Origin of the sequence: Kitasatospora sp. NPDC002965, assembly GCF_040611255.1 — a bacterium.
In the GTDB taxonomy this organism is placed as follows: domain Bacteria; phylum Actinomycetota; class Actinomycetes; order Streptomycetales; family Streptomycetaceae; genus Kitasatospora.
Genome location: NZ_JBEXNT010000019.1, coordinates 85,267 through 96,485 on the forward strand (window position 1 = coordinate 85,267; position 11,219 = coordinate 96,485).

Consider the following 11,219-nt stretch of genomic DNA (forward strand, 5'->3'; position numbering starts at 1 on the left):
GTGTTTCAACGAACACGCCGAGCTTCCCTTTTTCTTTTGAGCCTATGTGATCATCAACCGCCGGATGAAACCGGGGTGACCACCAAGGGTCGGGCCGACACGAAACCGCGTCAAGCCCACCCGTCACCCGCCGCCACTCTGTCAGCGACGCGCTCCGCGCGCACCCTTGTGCAGAAAACCTACCGGATCATCCGGACACCGCCGGCGCCTCCGGCGCACTCACGTCGAAGTTCGTACCCTTCTGACCCAGCAGCGCCACCAGGACCCGGGCTTTCCGATCGGTCTGCTCGGGACTTCCCCAGCGAACCGTCGCACCCCCGCTGAGCTGCAACTGGATATCGTCGTACGAATGCACCAGAACGGCCCCGGCCCGCTGCCGGACCTCGGCCGGCAGGCCGGCGGCCACCGCCACCGCACCCTGCACCAGCTGGGCCCGCCCGATCACCGACTCCACGTCCCTGGCGGGCTGGCTGAGCCGGAGCTCCACCACCGGGACGCCCTCCGGCGCGGCCGGCTCGGTGGCGAAGCTCACGCCACCCGCGTCGACCTGGGTGAACCGGCCGTCCTCGCCCTTCACCGCGGCGACCGCCGACCGCTGGGTGATCTTCACCCGCAGGGTGTGCGGCCAGCCCCGCCAGACCTCGGCCCCGGCCACCCGCGGGATCGCCTCGACCCGCCGCCGGACGTCCGCCAGGTCCACCCGGGCCAGCGGGCCGGAGCCGACCCCGCCGATCGCCGAGCGGACCTGGTCGGCCGTCAGGCGGTCGTCCTGGACGCCCTGCACCGAGATGCTGCGGACGTCCAGGACCGAGGAGAGGAAGACCAGCCACGCCAGCACGCCCAGCACCGCGGCCGCGAGCGAACCCAGCACCACCACACCGCGCCGCGAGAGCCGGAGCCGGGGGGTGTACTCCTCGTCCCCGAGATCCTCGTCGTGCGGGTATCCCCGGCCGCCGGCCGGGGGCGGCTCGGCGAGCCGGGCGTCAGCCACGACGGCGGCCGCCCCGGGCTGCCTCGATGGCCTCGTAGACCATGCCGACCAACAGGTCGTCCGCGTCCCGGCGGCCGAACTCGGCGGCGGCCCGGCTCATGTCCCACAGCTTCTGCGGGTCGGTCAGCACCGGCAGCACGTTCTGCAGCACCCAGTCCGGGTTCAGCTCCGCGTCGTCGACCAGCAGCCCGCCGCCGGCCTTCACCATCGGCTGGGCGTTCAGCCGCTGCTCACCGTTGCCGATCGGCAGCGGGACGAAGGCCGCGGGCAGGCCGACGGCCGCCAGCTCGGCCACCGTCATCGCGCCGGCCCGGCAGAGCATCAGGTCGGCGGCCGCGTACGCGAGGTCCATCCGGTCCAGGTACGGCAGCGCGCGGTACGGCGGCATCCCGGGGATGTCGTCCACCTGCGGCAGCTCGTTCTTCGGGCCGACGGCGTGCAGGATCTGCACGCCGTACTGCTGCAGGCGCGGGGCGATCGCGGCGATCGTCTCGTTGAGCCGGCGTGCGCCCTGCGAGCCGCCGGAGACCAGCAGCGTGGGCAGCCGCTGGTCGAGGCCGAAGTAGTGCCGGGCCTCCGGACGGGACGCGTTGCGGTCCAGCGTGGCGATGGTCCGGCGCAGCGGGATGCCGATGTACCGGGAGTCGCGCAGCTTGCTGTCCGGCGTGGAGACCGCGACGAAGTCGCTGTACCGCGCACCGATCTTGTTGGCCAGGCCCGGCCGGGCGTTGGCCTCGTGCACCACGATCGGCACACCGGCCCGCTTGGCGGCCAGGTACGCGGGCATGGCGACGTAGCCGCCGAAGCCGACCACGGCGTCCGCCTTGACCCGCTCGATGATCTCCTGGGCGGCCCGGACGGTGCCGCGCAGCCGGCCCGGGACGGTGATCAGCTCGGGGGTGGGCTTGCGGGGCAGCGGGACGGCCGGGATCAGCTCCAGCTGGTAGCCGCGCTCGGGTACCAGCCGGGTCTCCAGGCCGCGCTCGGTACCGAGGGCGGTGATCCCGATGGACGGGTCATGCCTGCGGAGGGCGTCCGCGAGGGCCATGGCCGGCTCGATGTGACCGGCGGTCCCCCCGCCGGCGAGTACGACATGCACCGAAATTCACCGCTCCCTGCGTGCCGGCACCGGGGCCGGGCGCGCTGTGGTTCGTCGTCGTGGCAGCACCCGGGCCAGCTGTTTCCTGATCCGGGAGTTCTTGCTCCGGGCGGCCAGGGCCGCCTTCGCTCCCGAGCTGCTGCGTGCCAGGCAGAGCAGCACCCCGATCGCGGACATGGCCGACAGCATGGCGGAACCGCCGTAGGAGAACAGCGGGAGCGGGACGCCCGCGATGGGCAGCAGTCCCAGCGCCGATCCCAGGTTGATCACGGCCTGAGCCATGAGCCAGGTGATGGCGGCTCCCGCGGCGTACCTGACGAAGGGGTCCTTCGTGCCGATGGCCACACGGATACCCGCGTAGCCTAGTGCCGCGAAGAGACCGATCACCGACAGCGTCCCCACCAGTCCCAGTTCCTCGCCCGTCGTGGCGAAGATGAAGTCGGTGTGCGCCTCCGGGAGCTGGCCCCACTTCTCGACCCCGGCGCCGAGGCCGGAACCGAAGAGACCGCCGAGGCCGAACGAGTAGACGCCGTGCAGGGCCTGGAAGCAGGCGCCGGCCGGGTCGAGTTTGGTGACGCCGATGCAGGAGAGCCGCTCGGCGCGGTGCGGCACGGTGACCACCAGGGCGGTGCAGACCACCACGGCCACGCCGAGGGTCGCGACGAACAGCCGCAGCGGCGCGCCGACCATCCAGAGCAGGCCGAAGAGCATGGCCACCAGGATCATCGCGGTGCCCATGTCGCCGCCGAGCATGATCAGCGCGAGCAGCAGCAGGGCGCCGGGGACCAGCGGGACCAGCAGGTGCTTCCACTGGTCGAGCGTGCCGTTCCTCTGCTTCCGGGCCAGCAGGTCGGCGCCCCAGAGCACCAGGGCGAGCTTGGCGAACTCGGACGGCTGGAACTGGAACACGCCGAAATCCAGCCAGTTCCGGTTGCCGTTGACCTCCACGCCGACGCCGGGGATCGCGACCAGGACGAGTGCGCCGATCACCCCGAGCATCACCGGGTAGACGATCACCCGCAGCACGGCCACCGGGACCAGGGCGAAGCCGACCAGCAGCGCGAAGCCGAGCAGCACCCCGACCAGCTGCTTGAAGAAGTAGAACTGGGTCGAGCGGTGCTGGCCCAGCGCGAGGATCTGCGAGGCCGAGAAGACCATCATCAGCCCGAGCGCCACCAGCAGCAGCGCCGTACCGGCGATCAGCAGGTAGGGCGTGAGCGGCCGGTCCAGGGCGTACCGCACGCGGGCCCGGAAGGCCTGCAGGCGGGCCACCGGGCCGGCCGACTTGTAGGCGGTGGTGGTGGCGGAGATCACCCGCCAGCGGCCGGCCGCCCCGTTCTCCGGTGCGCCCGAACCACCCGCCCTGCCCTGACCGCCGCCCACCCGTCCCGCTCTCCCTCTGCGCCTCGCCCGCCTCCGGGCCGCTCCGATCCGGCGCGGCCCCTCGGCTCGCGGTGCGGGGCCCGTCCGTGCTCAGGGTGTGTCCGACACGCCCTACGCGTCCGCCAGCCCCCGGACGGCCGCCGCGAAGAGGTCGCCGCGCTCGCCGTAGTTGGTGAACATGTCCATCGAGGCACAGGCCGGGGCCAGCAGCACCGTGTCACCCGTTCGGGCGAGTGAGGCGGCCGCGCGGACCACCTCGGCCATCGCCACCGCGCCAGTCTGGCCCTCGGCCGCCTCGATCACCGGGACATCCGGCGCGTGTCGTGCCAGCGCCTCCCGGATCAGCGCGCGGTCCTCGCCGATCAGCACGGCGGCGCGCAGCCGCTCGGCCGCGCCCTGGACCAGGTCGTCGAAGGCCGCGCCCTTGGCCAGGCCGCCGGCGATCCAGACGATCGGCCGGTAGGCGGAGAGCGAGGCCGCGGCGGCGTGGGTGTTGGTCGCCTTGGAGTCGTCGATGTACGTCACGCCGTCGACGACGCCGACCTCGGCGATCCGGTGGGCGTCCGGCCGGAAGGCGCGCAGGCCCTCCCGGACGGCCTTCGGGTCCACCCCGTAGGACCGGGCCAGGGCCGCGGCGGCGAGCGCGTTGGCGATGTTGTGCGGGGCCGGCGGGTTGACGTCCTCGACGGAGCCCAGCTCGGCCGCGTTCTTGGCCCGGTCCGACACGAAGGCACGGTCCACCAGCAGGCCGTCGACCACGCCGAAGTTCGACAGGCCGGGCGCACCGAGGCCGAAGCCGACCGCCCGGCAGCCCTCCTCGACGTCGGCCTCGCGGACCAGCGCCTCGGTGGCCGGATCGGCCAGGTTGTAGACGCACGCGACGACGTTGCCCTCGTAGATCCGGCCCTTGTCGGCGGCGTACGCCTCCATCGAGCCGTGCCAGTCGAGGTGGTCGGGGGCCAGGTTGAGCACGGCCGCCGAGTACGGGCGCAGCGAGGGCGCCCAGTGCAGCTGGTAGCTGGAGAGCTCGACGGCGAGCACGTCGTACGGCTCCTCGGCGAGCACGGCGTCCAGCACCGAGACCCCGACGTTGCCGACGGCGGCGGTGCGCCGGCCGGCGGCCGTGAGGATCGAGGCGAGCATCTGGACGGTGGTGGTCTTGCCGTTGGTGCCGGTGACGGCCAGCCAGGGAGCGGGCTCGCCGGTCGTGGCCAGCGGGCGGCGCAGCCGCCAGGCCAGTTCGACGTCGCCCCAGACCTCCACGCCGGCCGCGGCGGCGGCCGCGAACAGCGGGCTGCTCGGCGGCCAGCCGGGCGAGGTGACGACCAGCCGGGTGCCGTCGGGCAGGCTGTCGCCGTCGCCGAGGCGGACGGTCACCCCCTGGGCCTCCAGCTCGGCGGCGCGGGCCTTCAGGCCCTCGCCGCTGCCGCCGTCCACCACGGTGACGCGGGCGCCGAGTCCGTGCAGGACACGGGCCGCGCTGATGCCCGAGACTCCGAGCCCGGCGACGGCGACCGGCAGCCCGGCCCACTCGGGGTTGGTCATCCGGTCACCCATCCCGCGTAGAAGAGGCCGAGGCCGACGGCCACGCAGAGGCCCTGGATGATCCAGAACCGCACCACGACCAGGACTTCGCTCCAGCCCTTGAGTTCGAAGTGGTGCTGCAGCGGGGCCATCTTGAAGACGCGCTTGCCGGTCATCCGGAACGAGCCGACCTGGATGATCACCGAGAGGGTGATGATCACGAAGAGGCCGCCGAGCAGGATCAGCAGGATCTCGGTGCGCGAGCAGATCGCCAGACCGGCCATCGCACCGCCGAGGGCCAGCGAGCCGGTGTCGCCCATGAAGATCTTGGCGGGCGAGGTGTTCCACCAGAGGAAGCCGAAGCAGGAGCCCATCAGGGCGGCCGCGACCACGGCGAGGTCCAGCGGGTCCCGGACGTCGTAGCAGTTGGAGGTGGCCGAGACGGCGTACGCGCAGCTCTGGCCGTACTCCCAGACGCCGATGAAGGTGTAGGCGCCGAAGGCCATCACCGAGGCACCGGTGGCCAGGCCGTCCAGACCGTCCGTCAGGTTCACGCCGTTCGAGGTCGCGGCGATCAGGAAGTACGCGAAGATGACGAACAGCACCGGGCCGACCGACCACTCGAAGTCGCGGACGAACGAGAGGTGCTGGGAGGCCGGGGTGCGGTCGGCGCCGTCGGGGAACTGCAGCGCCAGGACGGCGAAGATCAGGCCGACGAGGGACTGCCCGGCGAGCTTCGCCTTGGCCCGCAGGCCCAGCGAACGGCGCTTGACGACCTTGATGTAGTCGTCGAGGAAACCCACCAGTCCCAGACCGGTCGTCAGGAACAGCACCAGCAGTCCGGAGGCGGTCGGGGATTCGCCCGTTATCGCCTTGGTGGCGAAGTAGGCGATGAGCGTCGCCAGGATGAAGGCGATGCCGCCCATGGTGGGCGTGCCCTTCTTGCTGTGGTGCGCCTTCGGGCCGTCGTCGCGGATGTACTGGCCGTAGCCCTGCCGGGCGAGCAGCTTGATCAGGGCCGGGGTGCCGAGCAGCGACAGGACCAGGCCGATCATGCCGGAGAAGAGGATCTGCTTCATTACTGGGCCGCACCGTCCGCGAGGATCGCCTCGGCCACCTTTTCGAGCCCCACCGAGCGGGACGCCTTCACCAGCACCACATCCCCCGGCCGCAGCTGACTGCGCAGCAGTTCGACCGCCGCGTCCGCGTCGGACACCAGCACCGACTCCTCACCCCACGAACCTTCGTTCCTCGCGCCCAGTTCCATGCAGGCCGCCTCGCGTCCGCCGACCGCCACCAGTTTGGTGACGTCCAGCCGGACCGCGAGCCGCCCGATGGCGTCGTGCTCGGCCAGGCTCTCCTCGCCGAGCTCCCGCATCTCGCCGAGCACCGCCCAGGTACGGCGACGCTCCGGACCTCGTCCCCCCATCGAGACCAGCGCCCGCAGCGCGGCCCGCATCGAGTCGGGGTTCGCGTTGTAGGCGTCGTTGACGACGGTGACACCATCGGCCCGGTCGACGACCTCCATGCGCCAGCGGGACAGCGCACCCGCCTCACTCAGTGCTTCGGCGGTGTCGTCGACGGTCATCCCGAGCTCCGTCGCCACCGCTGCGGCGGCGAGGGCGTTCGAGACGTGGTGCTCACCGTACAGGCGCAGCTGCACGGGTGCGGAACCGGCGGGGGTCGTCAACGTGAAGGATGGCCGTCCGGTGGAGTCCAGACGAACATCCTGTGCGCGGACCCGGGCGTCCGGGGATTCGCCGAAGAACACCACCCTGGCCTTGGTGCGCGCGGCCATTGCGCGCACCAACCGGTCGTCGATGTTGAGGATCGCGACGCCGTCGGCCGGGAGCGCCTCGACCAGCTCGCCCTTGGCCTCGGCGATCGCCTCCTGCGAGCCGAACTCGCCGACGTGCGCGGTGCCGACGTTCAGCACCAGGCCGATCCGGGGCGGGGTGATCGAGGTGAGGTACTCGATGTCGCCCTTGTGCCGGGCTCCCATCTCCAGCACCAGGTGCCGGGTGGCGTCCTCGACCCGCAGGGCGGTCATCGGGTGGCCGATCTCGTTGTTGAGCGAGCCGGGCGGGTAGACGGTGTCGCCGAGGCGCCGGAGCAGCTGGGCGATCAGGTCCTTGGTGCTGGTCTTGCCGGCCGAGCCGGTGAGGGCCACGACGGTGGCGCCGGCGCGGCCGACGACCGCGCGGGCCAGCTTGCCGAGCGCGTCCACCACGCTGTCGACCAGGACGGTGGGGCCGCCGACCGGGCGGGAGGCCAGCACCGCGACGGCGCCCGCCGCGACGGCGGTGGCGGCGTAGTCGTGGCCGTCCGCGTGCTCGCCGACGAAGGCCGCGAAGAGGCCGCCGGGGACGACCTTGCGGGAGTCGACCTCGACCGGGCCGGTCACCAGGGCGTCGGGGTCGGCGTCGGCCAGGGTGCCCCCGACTGCTGCGGCCACCTCGGCGAGGGTCAGTGCGATCACTGCTGCTCTACTCCTCCGGTGCCCCGGGCGGCCGTGGTCCGTGCCACGACGTCCTGTCCGATGGCGTCACGCAGCACCTCCCGGTCGTCGAAGGGGCGGATCTCGTCTCGTACGTACTGGCCGAGCTCGTGGCCCTTGCCGGCCACCAGCACGGTGTCACCGGCCCGGGCGCGGGTGATGGCCAACTGGATCGCCTCGGCCCGGTCGGGGACGACCAGGACGGTGCCGCGCTCGGCCTCGGGCACCGCGGCGGCGCCGGCGAGCATGGTGGCGAGGATCGCCAGCGGGTCCTCGCTGCGCGGGTTGTCGCTGGTCAGCAGGGCGGTGTCGGCGAGCCGGGCGGCGATGCCGCCCATCGGGGCGCGCTTGTGCGGGTCGCGGTCGCCGCCGCAGCCGACGACCACGTGCAGCCGGCCCTTGGTGACCTCGCGCAGGGAGCCGAGGACGGCCTCCAGCGCGTCCGGCTTGTGCGCGTAGTCGACCACCGCGACGTACGGCTGACCGGCGTCGACCCGCTCCAGCCGGCCCGGCACGCCGGGAACGGCCGCGATGCCGGCCACGGCCCGGTCCAGCGGGAGGCCGGCGGTCGCCAGCACGGCGATCGCCGCCAGCGCGTTGGCGACGTTGAACGGGCCGGGCAGCGGGACGGCCGCGTCCGCCTCGGCGCCGTCGGGGCCGAGCACCCGGAACGTCGAGCCGACGGGGCCGAGCTGGACGTCCACCGCGCGCCAGTCCGCCTCGGGCGCGCCGGTGGCGGAGAAGGTGACGACCGGGATCTTCGCCTCGGCGGCCAGCCGGCGGCCGTACGCGTCGTCCAGGTTGGCCACGCCGGCGCGGGACTTGCCGGGCTGGAAGAGCCGGGCCTTCGCCTGGAAGTAGTCCTCCATGTCCGGGTGGAAGTCGAGGTGCTCGGGCGTGAGGTTGTTGAACAGCGCCACGTCGTAGACCACGCCGTCGGTGCGGCCGTAGACCAGCGCGTGGCTGGAGACCTCCATGGTCACCGCGTCCGCGCCGCGCTCGCCCATCACCGCGAGGATCGCGTGCAGGTCGGTGGCCTCGGGGGTGGTCCGCTCGCTCTTGATCCGCTCGGTGCCGACCCGCATCTCGACGGTGCCGATGACCCCGGGGCTGCGCCCGGCGCCGTGCAGACCGCCCTCGACCAGGTAGGAGGTGGTGGTCTTGCCGTTGGTGCCGGTCAGCCCGATCATCAGCAGCCGCTCGGAGGGCCGGTCGTAGACGGCGGCGGCCAGCTCGCCCATCCGGGCCCGCGGGCGGTCGACGACCAGCAGCGGCAGGCCGGTGCCGGCGGCCAGCTCGGCGCCGGCCGGGTCGGTGAGCACCGCCACGGCGCCGGCCGCGGCGGCCTGCCCGGCGAAGGACGCGCCGTGGTGGTTCGCGCCCGGGAACGCCACGTACACGTCGCCGGGACGGACCTCGCGGGCGTTGTGGGTGACGCCGGTGATCTCGGGTCCTTCGACGGGGTCGAGACCCAGCAGTCGGGCGACCTCGGCGAGCGGCCGGGCCCCCGTCCGGGCGGGGCGGGGCGGGCTCACGGTGGTTTGATCGGGTTTCGGCACGGCGGAGAGGCTATCCGCCGAAGGGCTTCCAGGGCCAAACCGGCCCTTTTCCGTACCGGCGGCCGCACCCGCCCGGTCGTTGCTCATGGTCGATCACGGCTTCCACTCGACGGGCAGGTTGGGCGCCTCGCTACCGCTCGGCGGGACCTGGAGGGTCTTGAGGGTGAACTCCATCACCTGCTTGAACACCGGGCCGCAGAGCTGGCCGCCGAAGTGGCCGTTGACCGGGTCCTGGATCACGCAGGAGACGGTGACCCGCGGCTGGTCGGCCGGGGCGAAGCCGATGAAGGACGCGGTGTAGCCGCGGTACCCGCCGGTCTTGGGGTCCACCCGGTTGGCGGTGCCGGTCTTCCCGGCCACCCGGTAGCCGGGGATGGCGGCCTTGCCGCCGGTCCCCTGCTCGTCGGAGACGACCGACTCCAGCATCTCGGTGAGGGTCTTGGCGGTCTGTTCGCCGACCACCCGGGACTGCGCGCCCTGTGCGGCCGGGGTGTACCTGCCGTCCGGTGCGGTGGTGCCCTGCACGACGCTGGGCGTCACCCGGACCCCGCCGTTGGCGATGGTCGAGAACACCGAGGTCGCCTGCAGGGCGTTGACCGACAGGCCCTGTCCGAACGGGATGGTGTACTGCTTGGACGCCTTCCAGTCCTCCGGCTTGTCGAGCAGGCCGGCGGTCTCGCCGGGGAAGTCCAGGCCGGTGTGCTCGCCGATGCCGAACTTCCGCAGGTAGTCGTAGAGGACCCGGTTGGCCTCGGGCTGGGTCGCGCCGAGCGTCTGGGCGGCCTCGATGGTGCCGATGTTGGAGGACTTGGCGAGCACGCCGGCCAGGGTGAGGTACCAGGTGTCGTGCAGGACGTCGTCCTTGAACGCCACGTCGCCGCGGACCAGCGGGTACGGCACGGTGACCTTGGTGTCCCAGGTGGCCTTGCCGGTGTCCAGGACCGCCGCCATGGTCATCAGCTTGGCGGTGGAGCCCGGCTCGTAGGCGTCCTGCAGGGCCGCGTTCCCGAGCTGCGAGTTCCTGGCCGTGCTCAGGTCGTTCGGGTTGAAGCCCGGCGAGGAGGCCATCGCCAGCACCTGGCCGTTCTTCACGTCCTGGACGATGACGTAGCCCTTCTCCGCCCCGGCGTTGGCGACCTGGTCGGTGATGGCCCGCTGGGCGGCCCACTGGATGTCGCGGTTGACGGTCAGTCGCAGGTCGGTGCCGGGCACGGCGGGCTCCAGCGAGCCGCCGGCGGTGGGCACCAGGCGACCGCCGGCCTGGGCGTAGCTGCTGTGGCCGTCCTTGCCGGACAGCTCGTGCTGGTACTGCTGCTCCAGACCGCCGGCGCCCTCGCCCTCGGCGTTGACGAAGCCGACCAGGTTGGCGGCCAGGCCGTCGGAGGGGTAGACCCGCTTCTGGGTGTCCCGGTTGAAGACCCCGGCCAGCGGGTTGACGCACTCGTTGTCGAGCCTGGTCCGGCCGCCGTCCTCGACGGCCTTGTTCAGCAGCCGCTTCTGGGCCTGGCAGCCCCGCGAGCCGGCCTGCTTCTCCAGGCTCGACTTGAGGTCGCTGATCTGGTTCTTGACGTCCGGGGTCTGCTGGGCGGCCAGCCGCTTGTAGCGGGTCTTGGGGGTGTGCAGGTCGGCGGCGATCCGCTCCTTGGGCAGGCCGAGGATCGGCGCCAGCAGAGCGGCGGCCTGCTCGGGGGCGTCCGGGAGGCCGGTGGCCTCGGGGGTGAACATCGCGGGGTCGGCGGTGATGTCGTACGCGTCGACGGTGGTGGCCAGGGCGACCCCGTCGGAGGACGTTATCGAGCCGCGCTCGGCGGTGATCGGGATGTTCAGGTACCGGTTGGTGTTGGCGTCGGCGGCCAGCGCGTCGGAGTCCAGCAGCTGGAGCTGGACCAGCCGTCCGGCGAAGATCGAGAAGACGACCGAGAGCACGATGGTGATCACCCGCAGCCGACGGCGCGGGTCCGCCAGCCGGATCCCCCGCGGCTGCGGGCGGCGCTGCGGCGGACGCGGGCGCGGCCGGTCCCCCGCCTGGCCGGCGCGGGCCGGCGGGCGGCCCTCGGGGCGGCGCTGCTGCGGGGTGCGGGGCGTGCGGGCGGCGGCCCTCGGGTCCCGCCCGGCGGCCGGCTGGGCCTTGGCACCGGGCTGGCGCGCCTGGGACTGCTTCGCGGG

General features: G+C 72.8%; 8 protein-coding genes. All 8 read right to left on the bottom strand.

The window, feature by feature from the left end:
- Positions 1 to 187 precede the first annotated feature (187 nt).
- Positions 188 to 991, bottom strand: a complete 804-nt coding sequence (locus tag ABZY91_RS11285) for an FtsQ-type POTRA domain-containing protein (protein WP_329882143.1) — start codon at positions 989 to 991, stop codon at positions 188 to 190.
- Positions 984 to 2,090, bottom strand: coding sequence for an undecaprenyldiphospho-muramoylpentapeptide beta-N-acetylglucosaminyltransferase (murG, locus tag ABZY91_RS11290; RefSeq protein WP_329952035.1), 1,107 nt, complete (start codon positions 2,088 to 2,090; stop codon positions 984 to 986). Before murG ends, ABZY91_RS11285 begins: the two co-directional genes overlap by 8 nt.
- Positions 2,091 to 2,096: 6 nt before the next feature.
- Entirely contained in the window at positions 2,097 to 3,362 is a 1,266-nt protein-coding gene (gene ftsW / locus ABZY91_RS11295; protein WP_355401602.1) for a putative lipid II flippase FtsW, read from the bottom strand.
- A gap of 222 nt (positions 3,363 to 3,584) precedes the next feature.
- On the bottom strand, positions 3,585 to 5,018 hold the full coding sequence (gene murD / locus ABZY91_RS11300) for a UDP-N-acetylmuramoyl-L-alanine--D-glutamate ligase (RefSeq protein ID WP_329952034.1): 1,434 nt from the start codon (positions 5,016 to 5,018) through the stop codon (positions 3,585 to 3,587).
- The gene (gene mraY / locus ABZY91_RS11305; RefSeq protein ID WP_329882146.1) at positions 5,015 to 6,076 is read right to left on the bottom strand and encodes a phospho-N-acetylmuramoyl-pentapeptide-transferase; all 1,062 of its coding nucleotides are present in this window, start codon (positions 6,074 to 6,076) and stop codon (positions 5,015 to 5,017) included. The genes murD and mraY overlap by 4 nt, the downstream gene beginning before the upstream one ends.
- The gene (gene murF, locus ABZY91_RS11310; protein ID WP_329952033.1) at positions 6,076 to 7,476 is read right to left on the bottom strand and encodes a UDP-N-acetylmuramoyl-tripeptide--D-alanyl-D-alanine ligase; all 1,401 of its coding nucleotides are present in this window, start codon (positions 7,474 to 7,476) and stop codon (positions 6,076 to 6,078) included. The genes mraY and murF overlap by 1 nt, the downstream gene beginning before the upstream one ends.
- Entirely contained in the window at positions 7,473 to 9,140 is a 1,668-nt protein-coding gene (locus ABZY91_RS11315; protein WP_355401589.1) for a UDP-N-acetylmuramoyl-L-alanyl-D-glutamate--2,6-diaminopimelate ligase, read from the bottom strand. Before ABZY91_RS11315 ends, murF begins: the two co-directional genes overlap by 4 nt.
- Positions 9,141 to 9,146: 6 nt before the next feature.
- Positions 9,147 to 11,219 (bottom strand): penicillin-binding protein 2 (locus tag ABZY91_RS11320; protein ID WP_355401591.1); only part of this gene is annotated, 2,073 nt, incomplete at its 5' end.